Annotated in this window: 18 protein-coding genes; 10 read left to right on the top strand and 8 right to left on the bottom strand. The window is 63.7% G+C overall.

Annotated elements, in window-relative coordinates; all coding sequences use genetic code 11:
- Nucleotides 1-56 precede the first annotated feature (56 nt).
- Nucleotides 57-260, top strand: a complete 204-nt coding sequence (locus FG13_RS20855) for a hypothetical protein (protein WP_035823974.1) — start codon at nucleotides 57-59, stop codon at nucleotides 258-260.
- Here FG13_RS20855 and FG13_RS20850 read toward each other — a convergent pair.
- Together FG13_RS20850 and FG13_RS20845 are read right to left on the bottom strand one after the other, a co-directional pair.
- Nucleotides 257-8,884, bottom strand: coding sequence for a GH36-type glycosyl hydrolase domain-containing protein (locus FG13_RS20850; RefSeq protein ID WP_081922839.1), 8,628 nt, complete (start codon nucleotides 8,882-8,884; stop codon nucleotides 257-259). The two genes, FG13_RS20855 and FG13_RS20850, sit on opposite strands and share 4 nt — an antisense overlap.
- 392 nt (nucleotides 8,885-9,276) lie before the next feature.
- Nucleotides 9,277-11,304, bottom strand: coding sequence for an aminotransferase class V-fold PLP-dependent enzyme (locus tag FG13_RS20845; protein ID WP_035823972.1), 2,028 nt, complete (start codon nucleotides 11,302-11,304; stop codon nucleotides 9,277-9,279).
- A gap of 153 nt (nucleotides 11,305-11,457) precedes the next feature.
- On the opposite strand from FG13_RS20845, the gene FG13_RS20840 reads away from it, so the two are divergent.
- Together FG13_RS20840 and FG13_RS20835 are read left to right on the top strand one after the other, a co-directional pair.
- Entirely contained in the window at nucleotides 11,458-11,955 is a 498-nt protein-coding gene (locus FG13_RS20840; RefSeq protein ID WP_035823969.1) for an Lrp/AsnC family transcriptional regulator, read from the top strand.
- A 197-nt stretch (nucleotides 11,956-12,152) separates the two neighbouring features.
- The gene (locus tag FG13_RS20835; protein ID WP_035823966.1) at nucleotides 12,153-14,129 is read left to right on the top strand and encodes a methyl-accepting chemotaxis protein; all 1,977 of its coding nucleotides are present in this window, start codon (nucleotides 12,153-12,155) and stop codon (nucleotides 14,127-14,129) included.
- Nucleotides 14,130-14,135: 6 nt separating this feature from the next.
- Here FG13_RS20835 and FG13_RS20830 read toward each other — a convergent pair whose 3' ends face one another.
- Nucleotides 14,136-14,636, bottom strand: a complete 501-nt coding sequence (locus tag FG13_RS20830) for a thioredoxin family protein (protein ID WP_035823964.1) — start codon at nucleotides 14,634-14,636, stop codon at nucleotides 14,136-14,138.
- Nucleotides 14,637-14,801: 165 nt separating this feature from the next.
- Here FG13_RS20830 and FG13_RS20825 point away from each other — a divergent pair, with 165 nt between their 5' ends.
- The 6 genes from FG13_RS20825 (at nucleotide 14,802) to FG13_RS20800 (ending at nucleotide 21,807) form a co-directional block, all read left to right on the top strand.
- The gene (locus FG13_RS20825) at nucleotides 14,802-15,092 is read left to right on the top strand and encodes a DUF3349 domain-containing protein (protein ID WP_235211849.1); all 291 of its coding nucleotides are present in this window, start codon (nucleotides 14,802-14,804) and stop codon (nucleotides 15,090-15,092) included.
- Between the two features lie 80 nt (nucleotides 15,093-15,172).
- Nucleotides 15,173-16,339 carry an HPP family protein gene (locus FG13_RS20820; RefSeq protein ID WP_035823961.1) on the top strand — a complete coding sequence of 389 codons (1,167 nt, stop codon included), beginning with the start codon at nucleotides 15,173-15,175 and terminating at the stop codon, nucleotides 16,337-16,339.
- The gene (locus FG13_RS29125; RefSeq protein ID WP_051959304.1) at nucleotides 16,336-17,433 is read left to right on the top strand and encodes a M48 family metallopeptidase; all 1,098 of its coding nucleotides are present in this window, start codon (nucleotides 16,336-16,338) and stop codon (nucleotides 17,431-17,433) included. The genes FG13_RS20820 and FG13_RS29125 overlap by 4 nt, the downstream gene beginning before the upstream one ends.
- 135 nt (nucleotides 17,434-17,568) lie before the next feature.
- The gene (locus tag FG13_RS20810) at nucleotides 17,569-19,380 is read left to right on the top strand and encodes a DUF885 domain-containing protein (RefSeq protein WP_035823958.1); all 1,812 of its coding nucleotides are present in this window, start codon (nucleotides 17,569-17,571) and stop codon (nucleotides 19,378-19,380) included.
- A gap of 157 nt (nucleotides 19,381-19,537) precedes the next feature.
- Nucleotides 19,538-20,635 (top strand): SRPBCC family protein, encoded by a 1,098-nt coding sequence (locus FG13_RS20805; RefSeq protein WP_161784198.1) that lies wholly within the window; start codon nucleotides 19,538-19,540, stop codon nucleotides 20,633-20,635.
- Nucleotides 20,632-21,807 (top strand): zinc-dependent alcohol dehydrogenase, encoded by a 1,176-nt coding sequence (locus tag FG13_RS20800; protein WP_035823956.1) that lies wholly within the window; start codon nucleotides 20,632-20,634, stop codon nucleotides 21,805-21,807. The genes FG13_RS20805 and FG13_RS20800 overlap by 4 nt, the downstream gene beginning before the upstream one ends.
- A 58-nt stretch (nucleotides 21,808-21,865) precedes the next feature.
- On the opposite strand, the gene FG13_RS20795 is transcribed toward FG13_RS20800, so the two are convergent.
- Both FG13_RS20795 and FG13_RS20790 read right to left on the bottom strand, forming a co-directional pair.
- Entirely contained in the window at nucleotides 21,866-22,705 is an 840-nt protein-coding gene (locus FG13_RS20795; RefSeq protein ID WP_035828534.1) for an HDOD domain-containing protein, read from the bottom strand.
- A 76-nt stretch (nucleotides 22,706-22,781) separates the two neighbouring features.
- Complete coding sequence (locus FG13_RS20790; protein ID WP_035823954.1) at nucleotides 22,782-23,414, bottom strand: transcriptional regulator; 633 nt, start codon at nucleotides 23,412-23,414, stop codon at nucleotides 22,782-22,784.
- Between the two features lie 15 nt (nucleotides 23,415-23,429).
- Here FG13_RS20790 and FG13_RS20785 point away from each other — a divergent pair, with 15 nt between their 5' ends.
- Nucleotides 23,430-24,203, top strand: a complete 774-nt coding sequence (locus FG13_RS20785) for a hypothetical protein (protein WP_152598822.1) — start codon at nucleotides 23,430-23,432, stop codon at nucleotides 24,201-24,203.
- Nucleotides 24,204-24,476: 273 nt separating this feature from the next.
- On the opposite strand, the gene FG13_RS30180 is transcribed toward FG13_RS20785, so the two are convergent.
- From FG13_RS30180 to FG13_RS30510, 3 genes are read right to left on the bottom strand one after another with little or no spacing between them, the layout of a single operon-like run.
- Complete coding sequence (locus FG13_RS30180) at nucleotides 24,477-24,665, bottom strand: hypothetical protein (RefSeq protein WP_152598821.1); 189 nt, start codon at nucleotides 24,663-24,665, stop codon at nucleotides 24,477-24,479.
- Between the two features lie 48 nt (nucleotides 24,666-24,713).
- Entirely contained in the window at nucleotides 24,714-24,878 is a 165-nt protein-coding gene (locus FG13_RS30515) for a hypothetical protein (RefSeq protein ID WP_161784197.1), read from the bottom strand.
- Nucleotides 24,879-24,926: 48 nt separating this feature from the next.
- Nucleotides 24,927-25,091: a hypothetical protein gene (locus FG13_RS30510; protein WP_161784196.1), complete on the bottom strand. Its 165-nt coding sequence runs from the start codon at nucleotides 25,089-25,091 to the stop codon at nucleotides 24,927-24,929.
- Nucleotides 25,092-25,119 lie beyond the last annotated feature (28 nt).

The raw sequence follows: 25,119 nt of genomic DNA, 5'->3' as shown, positions 1-25,119 counted from the left end.
GACATGAATACTGGCGCGCCAATTCCGAACGGTCGGCGCGCTTTCTTGAGGAATCTATGCAGTTAAATGGAAAAGTGGCGGCGCTGTGCCTGGCCGCCTGCGCAAGCCAGTTCCCCGCCGCCATGGCGGCACCGGCGAACCCTCAGACGACAACGCAATCCGCACCCGAAGTGCGCACGCGCGACCTGTTGCTGCTCGGCGCCGGCCTGATCCTGCTGCTTGGCCGGCGCCGTCCCGATGACGACACCTGGCAAGACTAGACCAGCAGCAGCACCGCATACTCGCGGCCCTCGTCGCGCAGGGCGATGCTGTTGCCCTGCTGCGCCACGCCATCGAGCGACAAGCCCGCAGGGCGCCCCTGTGCCTGCTCCACCGTGATGGCATAGCTGCTGGCGCCGAAGCGGTAATGCAGCTTGAAGCTGCGCCACTCGGCCGGCATGGTCGGCGCCATGCGCAGCACGTTCGCTTCGCGCGTCAAGCCCAGCAGGGATTCGACGATCAGCCGGTACAGCCAGCCCGACGATCCCGTGTACCAGCTCCAGCCGCCGCGTCCCACGTGCGGCGCGACGGCATACACGTCGGCCGTCACCACATACGGTTCCACCTTGTAGCGCGCCACCGCCTGCGCATCAGCGCCATGGCGCACGGGACTGATCATACGCAGCAATTCCCACGCCTTTTCACCATCGCCCATGCGGGCAAACGCCATCGCCGTCCAGATGGCCGCATGCGTGTACTGGCCGCCGTTCTCGCGCACACCGGGCACATAGCCGCGGATGTAGCCGGGATTCAGGTCGGCCTTGTCGAACGGCGGATCGAGCAGTTGGATCACGCCGGAGTCACGGCGTACCAGGCGCGCATCGACCTGGCGCATGGCGCCGGCCACGCGCTCCTGGTTGGCGGCGCCCGACAGCACGCCCCAGCTTTGCGAAATCGAATCGATCTGGCATTCCTCGTTGGTGTGCGATCCCAGTGGCGTGCCGTCATCGAAATACGCGCGCCGGTACCACTCGCCATCCCACGCATGTTCCTCGACGTTGGCCGCCAGTTTCACGGCTTCGTCGCGGCAGAACTGGGCAAACGCGGCGTCGCCGCGCAGCAGGGCCACTTCGGCAAAGCGCTGCAGCACTTCGTACAAGAAGAAGGCCAGCCACACGCTCTCGCCCTTGCCATGTTCGCCCACCTTGTCCATGCCGTCGTTCCAGTCGCAGGAACCCATCAACGGCAAACCGTGCACGCCCAGGCGCAGGCCATGGCGGATGGCGCGCACGCAATGCTCGTACAGGTCGGCCGACTCGCCCGAACGCACGGGCAAGTCGTAATACGAATCCTCTTCCGGCTTGACGGCACGCCCCTCGATGAAGGGCGCCACTTCCGACAGCACGTTGACGTCGCCCGTGGCGATCACATAACGGCAGGCGGCCAGCGGCAGCCACAGGTAATCGTCGGAGCAGTGCGTGCGCACGCCCCGGTCCGACGGCGGATGCCACCAGTGCTGCACGTCGCCCTCGACAAACTGGTGCGCCGCGCACAGCAATAAATGCTTGCGCAGCAGCTGCGGCGCCGTGTGTATCATCGCCATCGCATCTTGCAACTGGTCGCGGAAACCGTAGGCGCCGCCCGACTGGTAATAGCCGCTGCGCGCCCACAGACGGCAGGCGATGGTCTGGTACATCAGCCAGCCATTGGCGATCACGTCGAGCGACGGATCGGGCGTTTCGATGCGCACGGCGCCCAGGGTGCTGTCCCAGTGCGCGCGCACCGCGTCGAGCGCACTGCGCGCCGCTTCCTTGCCCGCATGGCGCTGCACCATGGTGCTGGCGTCGGCATTGCGGCGCCCGCCCACGCCGAGGATGAAGACGATTTCGCGCTCCTGTCCCGGCTGCAGTTCGAACGGCACCTGGATGGCGGCACACTGGTCCAGCCCCGTGCCCGCCTTGCCGGACAGGCGCACGCGGCGCAGCGCCGCCGGCTGCGCCAGGCTGCCATTGCGGCCGATGAATTCATTGCGGTCGCAGGTGATGGAGCGGATGCTCGCGTCGGTATTAAAAAAGCCGACGCGGCCCGAAAACTCCGTGTTGTAGTTATTGCGCGCAAACAGGGCGCCGCTGATCGTGTCGACCTCGGTGGCCACGTGCATGCCGGACTTGGCGCGCAAGTCGGCCATCACCCATTCCACATAACCGGTGACGGACAGGCGGCGCGGCACGCCGCTGTCGTTGCGCACCTTGATCACCGAATATTTGACGGCCGCATCGAGCGCCACATAGGTGCACAATTCTGTGGCGATGCCGCCTTCGCTATGTTCAAACACGCTGTAGCCGAAGCCGTGGCGCGTCACGTAATCGCCGCTCCCGCGCGCGGGCAACGACGAGGGCGACCAGAACTGGCCGCTTTGCTCGTCACGCACATAAAACGCTTCGCCGGACAGGTCGGAGACAGGGTCGTTCTGCCATGGCGTGAGGCGGAATTCATGCGCATTCTCGCTCCACGTATATGCCTGCCCCGCTTCCGACACCACCGTGCCGAATTGCGCATTGGCCAGCACGTTCGACCACGGCGCCGGCGTCTGCTTGCCTTCTGCCGTGGTGATCACGTATTCGCGCCCATCGGGTGTGAAACCACCGAGGCCATTTTCCAGGATCAGCGCGCGCTCTGGCGCGCGGTGCGGCACGCCGCCCTGTTCGCGGGCCGGATCCTGCAGCAGCGGCGGCATGCGCAGCACGGGGCTCGGTGGACGCTTGACCTGCTCGGCCAGGGTGCCGCGCAAGTCGCTGATGATGGCGCGCGCCACCGATTGCAGCAAGATGCGGTCTTCGTTGGCGATCTGCTCGGCCAGGCGCACGAAAATGCCGCCCGGGCGGTCGATCGCCTGCGCGTCGATGCCCGAGGCGATCAGGCCCATGATCTGGTCGTGCAGCAGCTGGCGGTAGCCCGACTGTTCTTCGTACCAGATCACCAGGTCGACGATCAATCCCTTCAGGCGCCAGTAGGCGTGCGCCTGCACCATCTGGCGCGCCAGTTCGATATTGGCCGCGTCGCGTATCTGCAGCAGCACGATGGGCAAGTCGCCGGAAATGGCATACGCCCACAGGCCGGACTGGCCGCGCTGGTTCTTGATCAGGATGCTGGCCTCGGCGCGCAGGGCCGCATTCGGATAGATTACGGCGTTGGCCAGGCGCGCATACAGCTGCGCGTCCGCTTCGCTGGCATTCAACTGGCGCAGCACCACCTGGCTGTGCGTCCAGGCCAGCTCGAACACGCGGTCGGCCAGGTGGCGGTCCTGGTATTTGTCGATCAGGTGCAGGGCCGCCTCGCGCTGCTCCACCATGCCTGTCACGCTGTCGACCGTCACAGCTTGGTCGGGTTCGAGCGTGATGACGTAACGGATGGCCACGATGGGGTCGAGCACGGAGCCTTGGCCGCCACTGAGCGGGCCACCTTCCTGCAGCGCCTGCGGCAGCTGCGCCGTGTTGCCGCGACCGATGAAGCGCGCGCGGTCCGTCTCGAACGATACTTCGTAGCGCTCGATATCGTGCACGGTCATCACATGCAGCAGCCACGGCATCTGCTCCTCTTTCGAGCGGGGCCGGCGCGTGCATAGAATCGCCTTTTCATGCGCGAGGATTTCCGTCTGCACGAACAGCTTGCTGAACGCGGGATGGGCCGCGTCGGCCGCCGCCGGCGCCATCACCACTTCGGCAAAGCTGGTGATCTCGATGCGCCGCTGGCGGTTCGAATTATTGCTGATGCGCGTGCGGCGGATTTCAATGTCGTCCTCGGGCGAGACGACGATTTCCGTGTACAGGTCGAGGCCATGGTCGGCGCGGCGGAACTCGGCCCGCCCTTCGGAAAAAATCACTTCGTATTTCTTCGGTTCAGCCAGGGTGGGCTGGTACATGGTGGACCAGACTGCGCCATCATCGAGGTCGCGCAGGTAGCAGAAATTGCCCCAGTTATCACGCGTGCTGTCTTCGCGCCAGCGCGTCACGGACAGGTCTTTCCAGCGGCTGTAGCTGCCGCCCGCATTGCTCACCATGACGTGGTAGCGGCCATTCGACAGCAGCTGCGTTTCCGGCACGGCGCTGTTGGCTTGCGTGAGGATACGCATCGGCATGGCCTGCTCGGGCGCGCCGCTGCGCAGCACCGCCAGTTCGGCCGTGTTCGAGTAAAACGCGCCGGCCTGCGGCGTGCGTTCCTGCAGCACCAGCAAGGCCGATTGCAGCAGCGGATCGGACTCGAAACGCCGCTGCATCGGGCGGTCATGCAGCAAATAGCTGAGGGCCAGAAAACCCATGCCCTGGTGGTGCACCATGAAGGAGCGGATGATGGCGCTGCCCTGCCCGCGCGGCAGGCGCGCCGTGGTGAAATCGATGGCTTCAAAAAAGCCGTAGCGGCCCATGTAGCCGGCCGCCTGCATGCGCTGCAGGTTCTGGCACGACGCTTCCGGCTGCACCATCAGGCCCATCATGCTGGCATATGGCGCCACCACCAGGTCGTCGGCCAGGCCACGCTTCAGGCCCAGCCCCGGCACGCCAAAGGCGCGGTACTGATAGTTCAAACTGGCGTCGACCGTGTTGTAGCCGGACTCGGAAATCCCCCACGGCACATCGCGCTGGCGCCCGTAATCGATCTGCGCCTCGATGACGGAATGGTAGGTCTGGTCAAGCAGGGTATTCGGGTAGTTCGGCATCACCAGCAGCGGCATCAGGTACTCGAACATCGAGCCGCTCCACGACAGCAGCACGGGCTGGCCTGCCACCATGCACAGCTGGCGGCCCAGGGCGAACCAGTGCTCCTGCGGCAGCTGGCCCTGGGCGATGGCGATGAAGCTGGCCAGGCGCACTTCGGAAGCCAATAAGTCGTAGTAGCTGGGGTCCAGGCGCCGTTCGCTGACGTTGTAGCCGATGGCCAGCAGTTTTGTCGCCGGGTTGTACAGGAAGCCGTATTCGATCTGCGCGAAGTCGCGCGCCTGGCCCGCCGCGTGGGCGATGTCGCGCATGTGGCGGCCCGCCTGTTCGCGGCCCTGCGCCAGCAGCACCGCCAGTTCGGGCGGCGTGCCTTCCGGCGCTTCCAGGTTGGCCAGTTCGCGCAGGGTCGGCACGCGCATCAGCGCCGCATCGACGCCCGCGTGCGCCGCCCACGGCGCCAGTTGCAGCAACTCGGCCAGCGCCGCGCGGCACTGGCGCGCCAAGGCTCCCGCCCACATGGACAGGTCGCCATCCTCGCTTTGCAAGGTCAGCGACAGCAGCGCGTCAGCCGCGCCATTCGCGGCGGCGAGATAGGCATGCCATTCGGCCAGGCTGGCGGGCGCGGCCTGCGCCTGCAGCAGGGTCATGCTCTCGCGCATGGCCTTGCCTTCGCCTTCGGCGGCGATGAATTCCTGCAGCACCTGCGCCGTCGTGCGGATGCCCTGCACGATCTGCGCGCCGATGATGGGAGTGTCGTACAGTTCCACCAGGCCCGGCTGCAAGGTCAGCAGATGGCCGGCCAGGTTGCCGCTGTCGACGGTCGAGATATACATCGGCTGCAACGCCTTGAGCGTTTGCGTGTCGTACCAGTTATAGAAATGGCCCTGGAAGCGTTCCAGCTCGCCCATGCTGTGCAGGGTGGCGCGGCTGCGCTCGATCAGCTGGCCCAGGGTCAGATAGCCGAAATCGTAGGCCGTCAGGTTGGCCAGCAGCGCCAGGCCGATATTCGTCGGCGAGGTGCGGTGCGCCACCACCAGGTTCGGATGCTCCTGCATGTTATCGGGCGGCAGCCAGTGGTCGTCCGGCCCGACGAAGGTATCGAAATACGCCCAGGTCTTGCGCGCCACGCCATGCAAAAAACGTCCCTGCTCGGCCGACAAACGCGCCACGGCCCGTTCGATGGGGCGGCTGATCCACCAGGCGATGGCGGGTGCGGCCAGCCACAAGAGCAGCACCACGGCGGCGGCCGGCAAGGCCTCGGGGCGCCAGTGGAGCAAGGCGCCGAAGGTAGCCAGCGCCAGCGCGGGCGAGCACCACATGGCGCGCCAGCTGTCGGCTTGCGAACCTGACGATACATGCAGGTTCGAGGCACGCCAGTCGAGCAAATGCTTGTGCGATACGCCCAGGCGCCACAGGGTGCGGACGATGGCGTCCAGGCTGATCCACGCTTCGTACGGCAGGAAGACGAGGGTCAGCATGGCGTGCGAAAACTGCACGCCGCAGCGCCGCTCAAAGGCGGCCAGGTGCTGGCGCCACAAGGTGTCGCGCGGCTTGCGCAGCAAATCGTACAGGGCCGAAAACACGGGCGGCAGGAAGATGATGGCCAGCACGGCCGCGCTCCAGAAGGCCACGTGCGGCAAAAAGCCCCACACCAGCAGCAGCGACACAGTAGTGGCCGGCGCGACGACGCTGCGGCGCAGATTGTCGAACAGCTTCCAGCGCGACAGCATCGACAAGGGATTGCGTTCGCGCTTGCCGGCACGGCCCGGCACGCGGCCCAGCAACCAGCCGACCAGCTGCCAGTCGCCGCGTATCCAGCGCTGGCGGCGGCTCACGTCGGCGTCGTAGCGGGCCGGATATTCTTCATACAGCTGCGAGTCGCTCAAGAGGCCCGCGCGCAAATAACAGCCTTCCAGCAGATCGTGGCTGAGGATTTTATTGTCGGGCAGGCGCTGGCCCAGCACGCGCTCGAACATGTCGAGATCATAGATGCCCTTGCCGATAAACGAGCCTTCATAAAACACGTCCTGGTACAGGTCGGATACGGTGCGCGTGTACGGGTCGATGCCCGGTTCTCCGCCGCACAGCAGCTCATAGCGCGAGGCGTTCGCGCTGGGCAGCGCCACGGCCACGCGCGGCTGCAGGATGCCGTAGCCGGCCACCACGCGCGTGCCGGCCGCGTCCAGCACGGGGCGGTTCAGCGGGTGCATCATGGTGGCGATGAATTCGCGCGCCGCGTCGCGCGGCAGCTGCGTATCCGTGTCGAGCGTGATCACGTATTTGATCGTGCGCAGGCCGCGCAACTCGCCTTCCACCAGCGAGAATTTGTCGCGCGCGCCGCCGCGCAGGAACGCGTGCAGGTCGGACAATTTGCCGCGCTTGCGCTCCTGCCCCATCCACGCATTCTGCTGCGAATTCCACAGGCGCGGACGGTGCAGCAGCAGGAACGGCCCCACGTGGCCCAGCTCCTCGGGGTCGGCCGGGTCGCCGTTTTCCTTGAACTCGACACCCTCCACGCGGTACTTCTCGTTCAGGGCGCGGATGGTCTCCTGCGCCTGGCGCAGCAGGGCTTCATCGCCGGGCATCGTTTGCGCCTCTGCGTCGACGAAGTCCGTCAGCAGGCAAAAGCGCAGGTTCGGGTCGCGGTTGGCGAGATAGCGCACTTCCAGCGCCTCGCACAGGGCCGCCACGTTCTGCTCGCTGTAGATCAGGGTCGGCACGACGACGATGCCGCGCGCATCGGACGGAATGCCGGCCTGGTAATCCATGCGCGGCAGCGGATGCGGCGACGTCATCAGAGTCGCCAGCCAGTTCACCACGGCGACAGACAGCTGGCTGCTGCCCAGCAGCGCCAGCGCGCCCAGCGCCGCCAGGGGCCAGCCCTGCACGCCATGGCGCACGGCGCGCTCGAGCAGCAAGGCGCTCGTCGCCAGGCTCAGGAAGCAGATGGCGCCCAGGTAGACGGCCAGCGGCGCGGCGCGCGCCGTATGCTGCAGCGCTTCGACGAACGGCAGCCTGGCGCCGGCCTGCTTTTCCAGCACCAGCACGCCGCGGCCCACCAGGTAAAAGCCGATGTGGCCGCGGCGCGCGTCATTGCCGTTGCCATGCGTGTGCGCCAGCTGCACCACCATCTCGGCCACTTCCACCTCGCTGCGCGCGCTGCGTTTGGCGATGCGTTCGATGGCGTGGCGGTAGCTGTCGCGCGTGGCGAAATCCATCAAGCCATAGGTGCCGGCCGGGTCCAGGCGCAAGGTTTGCTCGACCACGCTCATGGTCTCGACGAATTCCTGCCAATCCATGGTGCCGAGAAAACGCAGGCTGCCGATGCTGTTGGCGATCGACACCTGGTCGGCCGCCTGCTGCCCGATCTCGGACTGGATCTGCTGCTCGATGGTGAGGCCCGACTCGGCCAGCTTGTGCGTCAGCCACGACAGCGCCAGGGTCAGCGAGGAACTTTGTCCCTGCAGGCGGCGCGACAATTCGGCCACGAAAGCGCTGGTCATAGGCGGATTCGAACGGGCCATGTCGGCCACCAGCAGGATCAAGCCGCTGGGATTGCGCTCGGCGATCTCCGTCATCTGGTCGGCCCAGGTGTTGGCCAGGTCGCGCTGCATGCGGTCGTCGGCCACGCGCACGGCGACGCGGCGCAGGTTTTCGATCAGGGCCAGGCGCAGCATGATGGGCACGGCCCACAGCTCGCCCAAGGTCAGGGTGGCCACGTCCTGGTAAGCCTCGACAAAGTGGCACAGGTTTTCCAGGTCGACCCTGCCATCGCCGTGCGAGATGATTTCCAGCGCAATTTTATACACGCGCGGACAGCCCGCGTCCGCGCCAGAGCTCAGCCGTGGCAACTCCTTGCTGTAGTTCTTCGGCAAGTGGCGCCGCGTGGTGCGGATCTGCTCTTCGATCAGGTAGAAATTATCGAGCAGCCATTCCGAAGCGGGCGTGACCTGGCGCCCGCTTTTGACGGTCGCCGTCAGCTCGTTGACGGTGGCCGTGATCAGGGCCGCATTGTCGGCCAGGCGCGCCAGCAAGCGGTCGCGGCCGTGATGCCGCCCTACCGCATGGCCGGCGGCCACGTGCTTGCCGTGGGCGGCCATCTGCATGGCGCTGAATAATTCGGAACGCAGGGGCAAGGCATCGTCGCGCGCGGCGTCGAAGGTGTCCGGTGCAAGGGAGTGGTCGCGGAAGATTTCTTTAACTTTGGAAATCTGTTCCTTGATCTGCTGCGTGACAACTGCTGTGTACTCTTTCAACTTGGGCCTCGCTAGGTGCGCGCAGGCAACCAGCGGCCACCGTCACGCTGGCCCAGTCTGGAAGAACACGATCGGACACTGGCGAAGACGGAAAGCGAAGCGCCGGAGCGTTGCGACGAATCTCAGGGTATAGGGAGATTTTCTGAACTTCATCGTAGGAGGGCGACGCAGGCAAGACCGTGCGCTAGCGTACATAGCTGGCGCTTTGGCAGCGTGTCGGCAAAGAAATTTGCAGACTGGACAATGAAAAAATGCCGCAAGGAAACGAATAGCTTGCTCCGTGACGATGATGGCACGGAGCAATATTTCAAGGAGGAAATTCAAGATGCTCAGGCCGCGATGGCCAGCGGGTGGCGCGTCGCTTCCGCCATCGCCATGCCGCCGTTCAGTTGCCATGCGGCGCCATGACCGAGGCGACGCAGGCAGGCGCTGGCGCGCGCGCTGCGGTTGCCGCTGCGGCAGAAAAAGACCAGCGGACGCTGCGGTTGCTGCAGCCATGCGGCCACCTGTCCCGCCAGGCGGCTCAGCGGTACGCTGCGCACCTCGCAACCCTCGAATACCGTGCCGGCGCACGCCGCGTGTTCATACGCTTCGCGTACGTCGACGAGGATGGCGTCGGGATGCTGGCGCAGAAAGGCGGGCAAGGCGGCCGCATCGAACTGGAGTTCGGCGGACGGCACGCTACCGTCCTGCACGCTGTGCACGGTGCCGCAAATACTGCCGTCGTCGCCTGACGCGCACAGCACGGTGTCTGGCGTCAGCAGCGCCGCATCCAGCAAGGGCGTCAAGGCCTCGGGCGCCAGGGTGCCGATGAAGGCGAAGCGCTGCTCCAGCAAATACACATGGTTATCACCGCATTCGATGCGGCGCAAACGCTGCTGGCCCAGTGCCAGCTCACCATCGATATCGACGTGACCGACTTGTTCGATCTCGAGTTCCTGCAGCAAGGCCAGGCGCGCCACGCCATGGTCGGCTGGCGCCGTCGTGTGCACGATGGCGCGCAAGGCCAGGTGCTGGCAGCGGATGAAGGCGGCCAGGCGCGGCACGAGTGCGGCGACGGGGTCGATGACGACGCAACTGGCGCTGGCAGCGTCGCTGAGCAGCCAGGTGCACTGGCCATCGACGCTGAGCTGAATCACGCCATCCTGCGGCGATGGCGCCAGCGCCGACGGCAGCAAACAGCTGCTGCGCAGCGCTTCACCACAGCGCTCGATGCGCGCGCACGCGGCGGTAATGGTCGCCGCGTCAATCAGAGGGCCGAACGACAAACGGATGGCCGAGCTGGCGCGCCATTGCGGCACATGCATCGCTTCCAGAACATAACTGGGGAGCGCTTTGGCGGCGGAACAGGCGCTGCCCGAGCTGACGCGCACGCGCGCCGCGTCGAACAGGTCCAGCAATTCTTTCGAGGACAGGCCCGGTACGGAAAAATTGAGCGTCGTCGACAACGACAAGTCGAACGGCATATTGAACACGATGCCGGGGAAAGCGCGTTCCAGGCTGGCCACCAGCTGCTCGCGGAACGCGGCCAGGTCGGCGTGGCTGCGGAAGGTCTTGCCATCGTCGAGCGCGGCCAGCACGGCGCCCAGCGCGGCGATGCCGGCCATGTTTTCCGTGCCCGAGCGCAAGCCCGCTTCCTGGCCGCCGCCCATCATCAAGGGCGTAAACGGCGCGCCGGCGCGCACATACAGCATGCCGATGCCCTTGGGCGCATACAGCTTGTGGCCGGAAAACGGCGCGTAATCGATGCGCGTGGCAGCCAGGTTCAGTTTCAGCTTGCCCAGCGCCTGCACGCAATCGACCATCCAGTAGGCATCCGCGCCGCGCTCCTGCAGCAGCCGGGCGATGGCGGACAAATCGCTGACGACGCCCGTTTCATTATTCGCCGCCATCGTGCACAGCATGGCGGCGTCGCCGATCAGCGCATCGAGCGCCTGCAGATCGTGGCGTCCCTGCGCATCGACGGGCAGCTTGCGCACTTCCAGGCCCAGGCCCAACAGGCGGTTCCAGTGCGCCAGGCTTTCCGGCACGGCCTTGTGCTCGGTCGCGCCATACAGCAGCAGGCTGCCGATGCGCTTGCCCGCAGCGCGCCGTTCGCGCAGCGCGCACAGGGCCGACAGCACGGCCGTCTGGATGCCTTCGGTGGCGCCGCTGTTGAACATCAGGCGGCCGTCGCCCACGCCCAGCAAGCCGCTGGCGCGCCGGCGCACGCCATCCATCATGGCCTTGGCCTGCAACCCCGTCGCGTGGGTGCTGCTGGGATTGCCATAGCCCTGCTCCATCGCTTGCCGGGCGGCGGCAACGGCGGCGGGCAGCACGCAGGTGGTGGCATTGCTGTCGAGGTAGATTTCTTTCATGATGGCAGTCTGACTATTCTATAAAAAGGGGGCAGCGCAGGCGGCTGGGACATATGAATAGTCTACCGGCCTGCCCCCGTGAAGATATGCCAAAAAATGCTGCAAACAAGGTACCATGCAGCATGTACATGCCACAAAACACGGAATAGCAAAATGAATTCACCAAGTACTCAGCTTGACAAATTCGACTGCGCCATCCTCGCCGCCCTGCAGCAGGACGGCACCTTGTCGATCGCCGCCCTCAGCGAGAAGATCGGCTTGTCCAGCACGCCGTGCTGGAAGCGGGTCAAGCGCCTGGAGGAAGAGGGCTATATCGAGAGCCGCGTGGCCATCGTCAACCGGCAAAAAGTGGGCTTGCCCGTGACCGTCTTCGTCAGCGTGCGCACGGGACAGCACGATGAAAAATGGCTGCGCCGCTTCGCCGCCGCCGTCATCGTCTTGCCCGAAGTACAGGAATTTCACCGCATGAGCGGCGACATCGACTACCTGCTGAAAGTCGTCACGACCGACATCAAAGGCTACGACACGTTTTATAAAAAGCTCATCAAGGCCGTGCAATTGACGGGCGTGTCGTCCGCCTTCTCCATGGAACAAATCAAGTGCAGCACGGAATTGCCGCTGGAATTGATCGCTCACGGCTTGCCTGCCTGAACGTTTTTCCGCGCAGTACGGATGCGCATGAAAGTCGCGCATGTTGATATCCTGCAATCGTTGCCGCACAGCAACGCTCATCAATTAAATACGGCATTCTCCCCATATCGCCACCCTATCGGTCGCTATACTGCGCACTTGCCTGTGCATGTCCGGCACCCTCTGCCAGGCGCGCGGGCCCATTCCCAGGGTCGCCCATGCAGCTGCTTCGTCACCTCTCCATTCAGAAAAAATTGATGTTCAGCATGGGCTTATGCCTGCTACTGTTCATGGGCATTTCCTCTTTCCTCAGCGTGCGCATGAGCAGCGACTATGTGCGCGAACGCGTCGTCGGCCAGGAACTGCCGGCCCAGGTGGGCGAGATCCGCAACGACGTGCTGCGCCAGATCAGCCAGCCGCTATCGGTGGTGCAGACGATGGCCAATGATGTCTTCCTGCAAGACTGGGAAGATGCGGACCTGGCGGAAAACGGCCTGGCCACGTTCCAGCGCTACGCCCGCATGCTCAAGGAAAAAAACAAGGCGGCCGTCGTCAGCTGGAGTTCACAAGCGGCGTCCAGGTACATGACCGATGCGGGCCTGATCCGTACGCTGGACAAGCAGCTGCCAGCCGATCACTGGTTCTTCAGCATGCTCGATGAAAACAAACAGCACACGATCAATCTGGACCGCGATCCGGCCTCGGGCAGTTTCATGCTGTTCCTGAACGCACGGGGCCAGACGGCCGGCGGCAAGGCCGTCATTGCCGGCATGGGCCTGAGCGTCGACGCCATGGCCGAGACCATCCGTAGCTACAAGGTCGGCCAGACGGGCCATGTTTACCTGGTACGCGCCGACGGCAACCTGCTGATCCACCGCGATCCCGCCCTGGCCGACGGCAAGCATCAATTGAAAGACTTGCCCGGTTTCAATGAAGCATTGAGCAAGACTCTGCTGACCGGCAACAAATACGCCTATGCCAGTTATGCGGCGCCGGCCGGCAAGCAGCTCGTGGCCGCCTCTTTCGTGCCGGAATTGAATCTGTATGTGATGGCCGAAGTGCCGGAAGCGGAAGTGTTGGGCAACGTCACGCGTTCGGCCCTGATCGCCGCCCTGATCGCCGGCCTCGTCGGTGGCGGCATCGCCCTGCTCATCATTTATGTCATCAGCCGCGCCATTGCCGGCCCCGTCGCGCGGGCGGCCGACATGCTCAGCGAAATCGCCAGCGGCAATGGCGACCTGAGCCGCCGCATGCCCGTTGAATCGGAAGACGAGGTCGGCGCGCTGGCTGCCGCCTTCAACCGCTTCGTCGCGTCGCTGAACGTGACGATACGCGAAGTTCGCGACAGTACGAGCTCCATTGCGAGCGCATCGAGCCAGATCGCGTCGGGCAACCTGGACTTGTCGGCGCGCACGGAAGCCCAGGCGTCGAGCCTGGAAGAGACGGCGGCGGCCATGGAAGAACTGACGTCGACCGTGAAACAGAACGCGGACAATGCGCGCCAGGCCAATCAGCTGGTGGTGTCAGCCTCGAGCCACGCCGTCAAGGGTGGTGAAGTGGTGGGACAAGTGGTGCAGACGATGGGCGCGATTACGGAAAGTTCACGCAAGATCGCCGATATTATCGGCGTGATCGACGGCATTGCCTTCCAAACCAATATCCTCGCCCTGAACGCTGCCGTCGAGGCGGCCCGCGCGGGCGAACAGGGCCGCGGCTTTGCCGTGGTGGCCACCGAGGTGCGCAATCTGGCACAGAGGTCAAGCCAGGCGGCCAAGGAAATCAAGGATTTGATCGTCGATTCGGGCAGCAAGGTGGAAGCGGGCAGCAAGCTGGTCGACTCGGCCGGTGCCACCATGCAGGACATCGTTGTCTCCGTGCAAAGAGTCGCCGATCTGATGGGAGAGATCGCTTCGGCCAGCCAGGAGCAAAGCCAGGGTATCGCGCAAGTCAATGCCACCGTGACGCAGATGGATGACGCCACCCAGCAAAACGCGGCCCTCGTGGAAGAAGCGGCGGCGGCAGCCCAGTCCTTGCAGGATCAGGCCGGCCGCCTGGCGCAGGTGGTCAGCGTCTTCAAGCTGGAAGAATCCGGGCATGCGGCGCAGCCCCAGCCTCGGCAGCCGGCGCACCAGCCCAGACTGCCCACGCCATCGCGCCCGGCAGCGCCGGCCAGCGATGCGTGGGAAGAGTTTTAAAGGGGATTAAATCGCCGGCGCTTTCACGCTGGCCGCTTGTTTGAAGAAATCATAAATGCCGCTCTCGCTCATGCGGCGGGCATTCGCCAGTTCGCCGCCCTTGGTGGCGTACAGCACTTGATTATTATCGCTCGAGACGAGCACGGCAGCCGGGATGCCTTTCTTGAGCGGATTGCCATAGGCATGCGCCACGTCCAGGTTATGGTCGAAGTTACCCACGTCGACCTTGACGACCTTGAACTGCTGCTGCATCAACTCGGCGTTCTTGCCTTCCTTCAATGCCTTGTCGAGCGCGCGGCAATCCTCGCACCAGTTGGCGCCAAAGATCAGCAAGACAGGCACGTGGGCCGCCTTCGCTTCGGCCAGCGCGCGGGCCACGTCGGCCTTGGCGTCGGCTGCCGCGTTGTACGGCAAATGCGGCGTGGCGACAGGGTTGCTCGGCGTTGGGGCAGCGGCAATGGCGGTGCCGGCAAGCAGCAGGCTGGCAAGGAAAATAGAAAAGCGCATGCGGGCTCCTGAGAGAAATCGTTGGGACCAGCTGAACAGCTGTCAGCTAGTGTGATTGTCTAGAATATGCGTACCTGTAGGAAATATCCACCATTTAATTGCACTGTGCTTATGCGGAAAACATATAAGCACGTATCAGCGCCAACAAGGAGTAGCCGCTTGAGCATGCCAGATACCCTGCCCCCGACCTTGTCCGGCGCCGCGCGCATGCTGCGCAGCGCCTATCCCGGCGGCATGCCAGACACGGCGTATTTCCCCGTGCTGGCCCTGCTGTACGAACACTTTTCCGACCGCAACCTGGCCGAGCTGATGGCCGCTGTCACGCACAAGGATGCGGCGACGGTCCTCAATGACATCTATGCCTGCGCCAGCAGCAAGCCGGCGCCGTCCGCCGTGGCAGCTGCCAGGAGCTTGCTGGAACAACACGGCCTGCATGCCGTCTGCGCCGAGGATTAATGCCCGCAGGCAGCGAAATGGAACGCATGGGATAATATTGGGCTCAGACTGAGCAACGCGGCCCGAACGCGCCCTCCCCCATGACGACTTCTTTCCTGGCACGCTGGCTGCCGCAACCGAACAACGGCAGCCGCCGCGAACAATTACGCGCCTGCGCGGGCGCCATCTGCGGCTTGCTGCTGACGGGCCTGATCTGCCATTTCCTGCTGGCCCCCGACAGTGCCAGCGTCTACCTGATCGCGCCCATGGGCGCCTCGGCCGTGCTGCTGTTCTGCCTGCCGGCCAGCCCGCTGGCGCAACCGTGGTCCGTGGTGGGCGGCAATGTCGTCTCCGGCCTGGTCGGCATGGCCTGCGTCAAATGGCTGGGATCGAGCGTGGCCGTGGCGGCGCTGGCCGCCTGCCTGGCCATCGGCGCCATGTTCGCCCTGCGCTGTTTGCATCCGCCGGGCGGCGCCGTGGCGCTCACCACCGTCGTTGGCGGCGCCAGCGTGCATGCGGCCGGCTTTGAATTCGTCTTCATCACCGTGCTGTTCAATTCCGCCGTGCTGGTCGCTTGCGCCGTGCTGTACAACAACCTGACGGGACGCCGCTACCCGCACATCCAGCAACTGGTCGCGCCGCATCCGCACGCCACCAAGGATGACGTGCCCAGCAACCGCCTGGGCTTTTCGCCGGACGACCTCGATGCCGTCCTGCGCCAGCACAGCGAAGTGCTCGACATCAGCCGCGATGATTTGCAAGCGATCTTCCTGCAAACGGAAATGCGCGCCTACCAGCGCCGCTTCGGCGTCGTCACCTGCGCCGACATCATGTCGAAAGACGTGCTCAGCGTGGAATTCGGCACGCCGCTCGATGTGGCCTGGCGCACCATGCGCGAGCACCAGGTGGGCGCCCTGCCCGTGCTGAACCGCGCGCGCCGCGTCATCGGCATCATCACGCAGACGGATTTCCTGCGCCATGGCGGCCTCGACGATTATCAAGGCATGCGCCAGCGCCTGCGCGGCCTGCTGCAGCGCAGCGGCCTGTCCCACAGCGACAAGCCGGAAGTGGTGGGCCAGCTGATGACGCCGTCGCCGCACACGGCGCGCCTGGGCACGCCCATCATCGATCTCGTGCCGCTAATGGCCGACGCCGGCTACCACCATATTCCCATCCTCGACGATGAAGAACGCCTGGCCGGCATCATCAGCCAATCCGACCTGATGGCGGCCCTGTACGAAAGCCGCTTTGCCGAGGCCGCCGCATGACGCCATTCCAGGCGCTGCTGACCGGCCCCGATGGCGGCCCGGCCGGCACGGCCGTCAGCGCGCATTTTTTCGGTGCGCAGTTGGCCATCGATGCGCCCGGCTATAACGTCGACGTGGCGCAGCTGGTCGTCAGCGTGGGCGGTGTCGACGGACCGGAACTGTTCCTGAACTGGCTCGACGACCAAGGCCGGCAAGCGTCGCTGAAACCGCTGACGGCTAGCGACATCGCCATCGTCTTGCGCGAAGCGCCGGCCGCGCTGCAGCCGCAACTGCAACGCCTGTGGGGCGAGCGCCAGCGCAACCGGCGACAAGTATCGGGCTGGCTGGCCGGCTTGACGGGCGCGACCATCGTCGCGGCCGCCCTGCTGTGGTGGCAAGGCGGCCATGCCGTCGGCGCGCTGGCAGGATTAATCCCTTTGTCGACGGAAAAACAGCTGGGCGAACTGGCCCTGTCGCAAGTGCGCGCGCAAGGCGGCATCAGCGAAAGCGGCGTGACGCAGCAGACGGTGCAGGACATCGGCCGCAAGCTGACGGCCGGTTCGCGCTACCAATACCGCTGGCTGATCAAGAACGACGACACGGTCAACGCGTTTGCCATGCCCGGCGGCATCATCGTCGTGCATACAGGCTTGCTGCGTCAGGCAGCCGATCCGGGCGAACTGGCCGGCGTGCTGGCGCATGAAGTGCAGCATGTGGAGCAGCGCCATTCGCTGCGGCAAATGATCAGCAGCCTGGGCTGGGGTGCCCTGGTGGGCGTGACCATCGGCGACATCAGCGCCGTGGCCGCCATGCTGGCGCACCAGGCGGGCACCTTGTATTTCAGCCGCGACATGGAAGAAGAGGCGGACCGCCTCGGTTTGCTCGCCTTGCAGCGCGCACACATCCGCCCCGACGGCATGCTCAGCTTTTTCCAGAAGCTCGATGACAAGGACAAGGCCAAGGTGCCAGGCTGGATTTCTTCGCACCCGCAAACGGCGGCGCGCGCGCAGCAGATCCGCAGCCTGATCGCCGCCACGCCGTGCTCTGCCTGCCTTCCCTTGACCAGCAGCCACTGGCAAGCGATGAAAGCAGCCTTGCCGCCTACGGCAAAATAGCAACATTCCCCTCGTACAATTTATCCAAACGTACTGGGCAATGGCGTATGCTTACGCCCCGGCTGCTCCATCGCGACCGGCCACCCCGACCTCGCTAAGCCTCCGTTCATACCCTCCTTACAAAGGACCTCGCGCATGAAGCATCGTTTTGCCGCCGGCACCCTCGGCACCCTGGCCATCTCCCTGTTGCTCGCCCATGCGCCCATGGCGCAAGCGGCCCAGTCCGCAGCCAAAAGCGTGGCCGTCAGCGCGCCGCAAGCCAAGCAGCGGTTGCAGGTCGTGGCCGATCAGTACTACGATGCGCTGGCCCGTTTCGAGCCGATCAACGCCACCGAGAGCGGCGACAACCGTTTTGACGACCAGCTCGGTTCAGCCATCGTGCCTGCCGCGCGCGCCAAACAGTTCGCGCTGTACCGCCAGTACCAGAAGACGCTGCGCAGCATTGCCCGCGCGCAGCTGTCGCACCAGGACCAGATCAACTACGATATCCTCGACTATGAACTGGCCACGGCGCTGAGCTTCGAGCGCTTCCCCGAATACCTGCTGCCCTTAAACCAGATGGACAGCATGCCCGTCACCCTGGCCAATTATGCGGGTGGCGAGGCATCGCAGCCTTTGACCACCGTCAAGGAGTATGACGCTTACCTGAGCCGTATCGGCCAGTTGCCGGGCTGGATAGACCAGGCCATCTCCAATATGCGCGTCGGCATGCAAAAAGGCATCGTGCTGCCGAAGGCGCTGACGGAATCGGCCCTGCCGCAATTCAAGAAACTCGTCAGCGCCACGCCGCAAGACAGCGTCTATTACACGCCCATCAAGAACTTGCCGGCCAGCTTTTCCGCCGCGGACAAGGCGCGCCTGACGCAAACCTACACCGTCATCATCGAAGCCAAGCTGATGCCTGCGCTGCAGCGCCTGTCCACCTTCATGGAACGCGATTACCTGCCAGCCAGCCGCGCGAGCAGCGGCTGGAGCGCCCTGCCCGATGGGGCTGCCTGGTACCAGGCGCGCGTGGCCAGCAGCACCACGACGGATCTGAAACCGGAGCAGATCCACGCCATCGGCCTGAAGGAAGTGGCGCGCATCCAGGAACAATATGCGATCGTGGGCCCGAAGATGGGCTACAACGGCCCGGCCGCCGGCTTGCCCGTGTGGGTGTCGCAGCAGGAAAAATTCCGCCCGTTCAAGACGGAACAGGAAGTGCTCGACGTCTATCGCAAGCTGAACGTGCTGCTGGACAGCAAATTGCCAGCCCTGTTCACCCTGGTACCGAAGGCGCCGCTGGACTTGCGTCTGGAACCTGAACTGAGCCGCGACACGGCCGCCGACCACTACACGGCGCCGGCTGCCGACGGTTCGCGTCCCGGCGTGTTCTGGTCCGTCGTCACGGATCCGAAACTGTATGGCGACACGGGCATGACCACCCTGTTCCTGCACGAAGGCAAGCCGGGCCACCATTTCCACCTGGCGCTGGTGCAAGAGATGGACTTGCCGAACTTCCGCCGTTTCGGCGGCAACAATGCCTTCACGGAAGGCTGGGCCCTGTATGCGGAAACCCTGGGCAAGGAAATGGGCCTGTTCGAGGATCCGGCCCAGTATTTCGGCCATTTGAACGACGAGATGCTGCGCGCCGTGCGCCTGGTGGTCGATACGGGCTTGCACACCAAGGGCTGGACGCGCGAACAGACGATCAAGTACATGCGCGACACCCTCGGCTATGACGCCGTGGCGAAAAGCGAGACGGAACGCTACATGGCCTGGCCGGGCCAGGCCCTGGGCTACAAGATCGGTTCGCTGAAAATCGTCGAACTGCGCCAACGCGCGCAGCAAGCCTTGGGCGACAAGTTCAGCCTGCCGAAGTTCCACGAAGTCGTGCTGAGCGACGGCACCCTGCCACTGAAACTGCTGGAAGCCAAGATCGACCGGTGGATCGCCCAGCAGAAGTAAATTAAGCCCCTCCCGCAATAGCGGCAGCGCCAGTCCGGGCTGCCGTTTTTTTCGTGCCGATATTTGATCTGGCGCAGTTCCAGCGCATCTCGCGCACGCCTGCCGGAACGCGTACCAGACCATGCTGCCTAATTCCCATACACAGAAGGGAGGCAGCATGCAAAACGAAGACATTAGCGATGGCGCCACGGCCAGGCCGCACGCATGGCAAGCGTCAATGGAGATACCCGATGATGCTGGCGCATCGGCCCATGGCCATGACGCCATTCTTCATTACACGAGCACGCGCGGCCAGGCCGATGGACGGCCGCAGCGGCACATTCCCGACGCTAGCGCGCACGGCAAGCATGCCATGATCAGGGCACTTGGCTGGCTCAGCATCGGCCTGGGCCTGGCCCAGTTAGTGGCGCCGCAGGGCCTGGCGCGGGCCAGCGGCTTGCGCGGCGTCTCGTCTGTCTGGATACGCGCCATCGGCCTGCGCGAAATGGCTTGCGGCGTGGCCTTGCTGCGCGGAGAAACCCGGCCGGCATGGCGCTGGTCGCGCATCGCCGGCGATGCCATGGATCTGTCGCTGCTGGGTGTGGCCATGGCCAGCCGGCGCAATGCGCGCACGCGCCTGGCGGCGACGGCAGCCGTGGTGGCGGGCGTGACGGCCATCGACTATATCGCCAGCGCACAACTGGCGCCGCGCAAGCTGAGCGAATTGCCCGCGCCCGGCGAAGCGGGGCTGGCGCTGCAAAAGAGCGTCATCGTCAACCGTTCCGCCGACGATTGCTACCGCGCCTGGCGCGACCTGGAAAACCTGCCCCGCTTCATGCCGGGCCTGCAGTCGGTGCAGGTAATCGATGCGCACCGCTCGCGCTGGAACAGCGTCGAAGGCGTATGGATAGGCGAACTGACGCAAGAGCGTCCGGGCCAGGGCATGCGCTGGCGCGCGGCGGAAAACCATGCCGAAACGGGAGCGCTGGAACTGTCGCCCGCACCCGACGGACGCGGCACCGTAGTGACCATGCAGCTGCACATGCAGCCGCCGGCCGGCAAGGTGGGCACTGCCGTGGCCGGCCTGTTCAGCCAGGCGCCCGCCTACCAGATCGAAACCACCTTGCGCCGCTTCAAGCAGTGGATGGAAACGGGCGAGGTCAGCACCACCGAGGGCCAGCCGTCGGGAAAGCGCAGTTTCAAGACGCGCTTGCTGCACAAGGCTGGCGGCACGGCACCGGCCCCTCGGCCGCAAGCAAACGGAGGTGTGTCATGAAAGCCAATTGCTGGCACGGCAAGCGCGACGTACGGATCGAACAGGTGCCCGATCCCGCCATCCTCAATCCCGGCGACGCCATCATCAAAGTCAGTTCCACGGCCATCTGCGGCTCCGACTTGCACCTTTACAATGGCGTCGTGCCGACCATGGAGCAGGGCGATATCCTCGGCCATGAGTTCATGGGCGAAGTGGTGGAAACGGGCTCCGCGGTACGCAAGCTCAAGGTGGGAGATCGGGTGGTGGTGCCGTTTCCCATTGCCTGCGGACGCTGCTTCTTTTGCGAGCAACAGCTGTACTCGGTGTGCGAGAACTCCAATCCCAATGCCTACATGGCGGAAAAGATGTGGGGCCACTCGGGCGCGGGCATCTTTGGCTATTCCCACCTGACGGGCGGCTACGCGGGCGGCCAGGCCGAATATGTGCGCGTGCCGTTTGCCGACATCGGCCCCATCAAGGTGCCGGACGAGCTCAAGGATGAACAGGTGCTGTTCCTCTCGGACATACTGCCAACCGGCTACATGGCGGCCGAAGCCTGCGCCATCACGCCAGGACAGGTGGTGGCCGTGTGGGGTTGCGGCCCGGTGGGACAGTTCGCCATCCAGAGCGCTTTCCTGCTCGGTGCCGAACGCGTCATCGCCATCGACCATTACCCGGAACGCCTGCGCATGGCACGCGAACTGGCCGGTGCGGAAACCCTGCATTTCGATGCGGTGGACGTGCCCGATGCGCTGCGGGAAATGACGGGAGGACGGGGTCCCGATGCCTGCATCGATGCCGTCGGCATGGAAGCGCACGGTTCCGGCATCAGCTATATCTACGACCGCCTCAAGCAGACGATGAAACTGGAATCGGATCGCCCCACGGCCCTGCGCGAAGCGTTGATGGCATGCCGCAACGGCGGCGTCGTTTCGGTGCCGGGGGTGTATGGCGGTTTCAGCGACAAGATCCCGTTTGGCTCCATCATGAACCGTTCATTGACCATCAAGACGGGACAGACACACGTGCAGCGCTACATGCAACCGCTGCTGGAACGGATACAACGGGGAGAACTCGATCCCGGCGCCATCATTTCCCACCACTTGACCCTGGACGAAGCGCCGCACGGCTACGAAATCTTCCAGAAGAAACAGGAACAATGCATCAAGGTGGTGCTGCATCCCGGCCCCTGATCCCACTTGCAGGCAACGCGGCCGTGGCAGACGAGCAATGCGCTGATCTCAGACGAGCTCAGACGAGCAGCGCGGCGCTCATCGAACGCACTTCCTCGTTTGACTCGGCCAGGATGCTTTGCAGGGTTTCGTTATCGATAATGAAATCGATGACGGAATCGGAGGGTGTGAGCATTTCCACGTACGTCACCTGCAAGGGCGACTGCACGGGCGACAGTTGTTTGGCCAACAATAAGGTGTCGAGCAGGGAGTCGGGCGGGATCGATAGCAAGCCATCGCGCAAGCCTTCGATGGCTTCGCTGACGGCTCGCGGGATCAAGAGCTTCTTCATGACTTCGCGGGAAATGATTTCTTCGGCCGATTCCATCCAGTGGTCCGCATCGTCGTCGAGCAGGCCGGGAAATTCATCGGCGCGCGACAGCAGGTAAAAGCCGCCCACCTCATGCACGATGCCGGCGAACAGCGCCGTGTCGGCATCGACGTGCGTCACGCGGCGGGCCAGCACGTGCGCCAGCGCCGCCACATGGGCCGTGTGCTCCCACAACTGGGTCGCCTTCTGGCGCAAGACGGGATCGATGATCTTGCTGCCGAACTGGCGCACCACCATGGCCGCCACCAGCGCGTATAGATTGCGGTAACCCATGCGCATGACGGCGGCGCGCACGCTGGTCACAGGCGCCGCATCGCCGCGGCTGTACACGGCCGAGTTGGCCAGCGCGACCGTGCGCGCCGCCAGCAAGGGCTCGGCCAATACCAGCTTGATCGCATGGTCGATATGGCAGTCCGGTTCAGCCAGGGCCAATTGCAATTGCAATGCGGAATTAACACTCGTGGGAAATGTTAATTCTCCGCGCACCGCCTGGGAAACAATTAAACCGAAAGCCTGTAGTTTATTCATCATACGATCAATCCGCCTCAGATATTATTCTGGCCAACAATTTCATGCATCGGAAATTGAATGCCAGGCCCGGCCTTTAGAATACAGATGGCATGTCATTCGCTTGTAATGAAGAATCAGGCAATGCCAGCGCATGCAATAGCGTTTCATCGCCGATCACAAACAACTTCGGCTGCTGTAATACCTGCAGCAGAAATGGCTGGCCTTCGCGCAGCCGCCGGCGATAATCGGCCAGCGTATATAGGTTGGGATTGATTTTACGCCTTAAGGTTCGCTCGGCCGGGGCCAATCCCGTCAACAGATCGCCATAATTGGCTTCTTCGCCCACCAGCAGCAAATCGATGGCGCTGCCAGGCATGTCCTGCCCCTTCGCCGTGGCGCCCGACACGAATGCCAGGTGCAACTGCGCACGCAAGGGAGCCAGGGTCATGCTGAGCACGCCGACGATGCCGAAGGTTTTCTGCACCAGTCCGCTCAATTCCGGATACACGAGGCTTTCCTTGTTGGGCCAGAAGCGCCGCACATTGCCGATCCGCTCCGACGTGATCAGCCCGGAATCATGCAGGCGACGCAATTCGCGCTGCGCCGACGCGCTGCCCAATCCCGTCAAGCGCATGATCTCGTTCAAGTGAAAACCTTCATTCACGCGGACAAAGAGCAGTCCCAGCAGTTTCTGCTGGGCGGGAGTAAACAGGGCTTGGGCAATCATGTGCCAGATATTAGCATGAGCACGCCGAAAATTGGCGTGGCATGCGTGCTTTTGCTATGCGACAACAGAGTGTGCCGGCAGGACGGCATCGTGCATAATCGCCATGGTTGCGCACTGCCGATCGATCGGAAAACGGCGTGCCCTCTCACACTCGCAGTTGCCAATGAACCATACTTTCAGGGGAACACTTGTATGTCATCAGCCACCAGCAGCGTGGTCGGGTTTGTCGGAGGACAGCTTGATACGGCGGCCTTTGAACACCTTTTATATGAAGACGCAGAAACAGAGCGCCTGTTGTCGGCGCAGCCGGCGCCCAGGTATGCGCATACGGGGCACACGCTGTATCACTATCTGATATCGCTCGACCTGCACAATCCGGCGGATGTGCTGAACGCGCAGGGCGCCCTGGCCGAGTTTTTGCACGCCGCCGGCATTCCGCTATGCGTCTCGGAAAAGCCTGGCCAGCTGCACGCGCTTTTGCTGGCGGCGCAGCCGAAGTGGCTGGATGTGGATCTGGCCTATGTGGCGGCACTGCTGGACAAGGCACCGCCGCATGCGAAAAAAAGTGAACGGACGCAGTGGCTGCGGGCGCAATTGCTCGCGTTATTTCGCTATGCGAAGAAGCCGCCCCGCTGGCTGCAAGCGCCGAGCTGGCCCATCGAGGCGGACGGTCCGCTGGTATTTCTGGGGCAACTCCCGGTGGACGGCTATTTTCATGACGAAGCCGCCGTCTATGTGTTTTACGATGCCAGCAAAAAAGAGTGCCGGTCAATACTGCAGACTTGCTGACGCCATGGCGTCCCTGGGTGCGGCGTCCTGTTTGCGTGTGCGCTGGAAGGCCGCAGTCATGGACATAAAAGAACGGCACCAGGAATTTCTCCCTGGTGCCGTTCTTATCAGCGAACAGCGCAGATGCATATATTTAATAAGTTAAATAATTAATGAATGACCGTTGAATGGCATACGCAATAAATCTTTTCTATTCACTGGAATTTCCATCAATTAAATGATTAAAAGTTTCCAGGAAAATAAAACGGACGACATCCATGCGATTGCAATTAACTATAAATTGTACGCTGCTTGATAAAGATGACGCTTCGTCGTGTGTCGCCGGGTTTCGATAGCCAAAAGATCGTCGGTAGTTTCCCGGGCCAGGGTGGCTTTATCGGTCAGCAGCAGTGCTTGACGCTCTTCCACTTCCCACGCTTCTTTCTCTTTGCGTGCGCGGTGGAAGGCTGCAGTAACGGACATAAAAAAACGGCACCCGAAGGTGCCGTTCTTGTCAGCTAGCAGCGTAGATTACGCTTCGTCGCCGTGGAGTTGCCGGGTTTCGATGGCCAGCAGGTCGTCGGTAGTTTCCCCGGCCAGGGTGGCTTTATCGGTCAGCAGCAGTGCTTGACGCTCTTCCACTTCCCACGCTTCTTTCTCTTTGCGTGCGCGGTGGAAGGCCGCAGTAACGGACATAAAAAAACGGCACCCGAAGGTGCCGTTCTTGTCAGCTAGCAGCGTAGATTACGCTTCGTCGCCGTGGAGTTGCCGGGTTTCGATGGCCAGCAGGTCGTCGGTGGTTTCACCGGCCAGGGTGGCTTTATCGGTCAGCATCAGTGCTTGACGCTCTTCCACTTCCCACGCTTCTTTCTCTTTGCGTGCGCGGTGGAAGGCCGCAGTAACGGACATAAAAAAACGGCACCCGAAGGTGCCGTTC

This window comes from Janthinobacterium sp. RA13, from assembly GCF_000745325.1.
Taxonomy (GTDB): domain Bacteria; phylum Pseudomonadota; class Gammaproteobacteria; order Burkholderiales; family Burkholderiaceae_D; genus Janthinobacterium; species Janthinobacterium rivuli.
This window is presented reverse-complemented; position numbering and strand designations above follow the sequence as displayed.

Bases quoted from the DNA above. Each gene is read 5' to 3' on its own strand.
- FG13_RS20825 (WP_235211849.1), top strand. From the start codon at position 14,802: ATGCCAGATACCCTGCCCCCGACCTTGTCCGGCGCCGCGCGCATGCTG.
- FG13_RS20790 (WP_035823954.1), bottom strand. From the start codon at position 23,414: ATGATTGCCCAAGCCCTGTTTACTCCCGCCCAGCAGAAACTGCTGGGA.
- FG13_RS20830 (WP_035823964.1), bottom strand. From the start codon at position 14,636: ATGCGCTTTTCTATTTTCCTTGCCAGCCTGCTGCTTGCCGGCACCGCC.
- FG13_RS30180 (WP_152598821.1), bottom strand. From the start codon at position 24,665: ATGTCCGTTACTGCAGCCTTCCACCGCGCACGCAAAGAGAAAGAAGCG.
- FG13_RS20820 (WP_035823961.1), top strand. From the start codon at position 15,173: ATGACGACTTCTTTCCTGGCACGCTGGCTGCCGCAACCGAACAACGGC.
- FG13_RS20855 (WP_035823974.1), top strand. From the start codon at position 57: ATGCAGTTAAATGGAAAAGTGGCGGCGCTGTGCCTGGCCGCCTGCGCA.
- FG13_RS20805 (WP_161784198.1), top strand. From the start codon at position 19,538: ATGCAAAACGAAGACATTAGCGATGGCGCCACGGCCAGGCCGCACGCA.
- FG13_RS30510 (WP_161784196.1), bottom strand. From the start codon at position 25,091: ATGTCCGTTACTGCGGCCTTCCACCGCGCACGCAAAGAGAAAGAAGCG.
- FG13_RS20785 (WP_152598822.1), top strand. From the start codon at position 23,430: ATGAGCACGCCGAAAATTGGCGTGGCATGCGTGCTTTTGCTATGCGAC.
- FG13_RS20835 (WP_035823966.1), top strand. From the start codon at position 12,153: ATGCAGCTGCTTCGTCACCTCTCCATTCAGAAAAAATTGATGTTCAGC.
- FG13_RS20840 (WP_035823969.1), top strand. From the start codon at position 11,458: ATGAATTCACCAAGTACTCAGCTTGACAAATTCGACTGCGCCATCCTC.
- FG13_RS29125 (WP_051959304.1), top strand. From the start codon at position 16,336: ATGACGCCATTCCAGGCGCTGCTGACCGGCCCCGATGGCGGCCCGGCC.
- FG13_RS20810 (WP_035823958.1), top strand. From the start codon at position 17,569: ATGAAGCATCGTTTTGCCGCCGGCACCCTCGGCACCCTGGCCATCTCC.
- FG13_RS20800 (WP_035823956.1), top strand. From the start codon at position 20,632: ATGAAAGCCAATTGCTGGCACGGCAAGCGCGACGTACGGATCGAACAG.
- FG13_RS20845 (WP_035823972.1), bottom strand. From the start codon at position 11,304: ATGAAAGAAATCTACCTCGACAGCAATGCCACCACCTGCGTGCTGCCC.
- FG13_RS30515 (WP_161784197.1), bottom strand. From the start codon at position 24,878: ATGTCCGTTACTGCGGCCTTCCACCGCGCACGCAAAGAGAAAGAAGCG.
- FG13_RS20795 (WP_035828534.1), bottom strand. From the start codon at position 22,705: ATGAATAAACTACAGGCTTTCGGTTTAATTGTTTCCCAGGCGGTGCGC.